2 protein-coding genes are annotated in these 690 nt (G+C 35.9%); both read left to right on the top strand.

The window, feature by feature from the left end:
- A partial coding sequence (locus BZK14_RS11910; protein WP_143691470.1) for a YdcF family protein occupies positions 1-387 on the top strand: 387 nt, incomplete at its 5' end.
- Between the two features lie 8 nt (positions 388-395).
- Positions 396-587: a hypothetical protein gene (locus BZK14_RS11905; protein ID WP_077926692.1), complete on the top strand. Its 192-nt coding sequence runs from the start codon at positions 396-398 to the stop codon at positions 585-587.
- The last annotated feature ends 103 nt before the right edge of the window (positions 588-690 follow it).

Below are 690 nucleotides of genomic sequence, written 5' to 3'. Positions count from 1 at the left end.
GCTTATCAATATTGGTTAGAATCTCCAAAAGTGAAAGTCATTGTTTCAGGTGGCAAAACTCAAGGTTATGCTAAAAGTGAAGCTGAAGTGATGCAAGAATATTTGGTAAAACGGGGGATTCCTTCCGAAAATATCTTGTTAGAAGATGATTCTACCCGTACAGCGCATCAGTTCATTAATTCTAAAAAACTAATGAATATTCACAATGCAGTTGTTGTGACAAATGATTTTCATTTACCAAGATCATTAATGTTAGCAGCACGTTCTGGGATAGAGCATGTGTCAGGATTAGCAGCCGCAACACCAACGGATACACGCTCTATTTTTGTTGCTTATATTCGTGAACCTTTTGCTTTGTTAAACTCATGGCTATTTGATCATCCATAGGTTTTAATATGCCCATTTTTTTAGTTTTAATTGTCATTGTTTTAGTGATCATTTGCGCGCCTTATGTTTTATTGTTTTGGTGGATCAAGCCCATCACAGCAATGGGATACTTTGGGGTATTTGCACTGGCCTCTGCAATTTTATTGGTATTAGTCATCATCATTGGGGTAATTCACAATTACAGAGCCAATCGAGCATAAATGATTATGCGGGAATGGAAACATTCAGTAACCACATAATAATTGGTAAAGTGATTAAGCTTAAAATTGTACTGATGAATGTAGCACTAGATACTAATTTAGG

This window comes from Wohlfahrtiimonas larvae, assembly GCF_002006755.1.
Taxonomy (GTDB): Bacteria; Pseudomonadota; Gammaproteobacteria; order Cardiobacteriales; family Wohlfahrtiimonadaceae; genus Wohlfahrtiimonas; species Wohlfahrtiimonas larvae.
The sequence above is the reverse complement of the archived record's forward strand: the minus strand, read 5'-3'. Positions and strand labels throughout refer to the sequence as shown.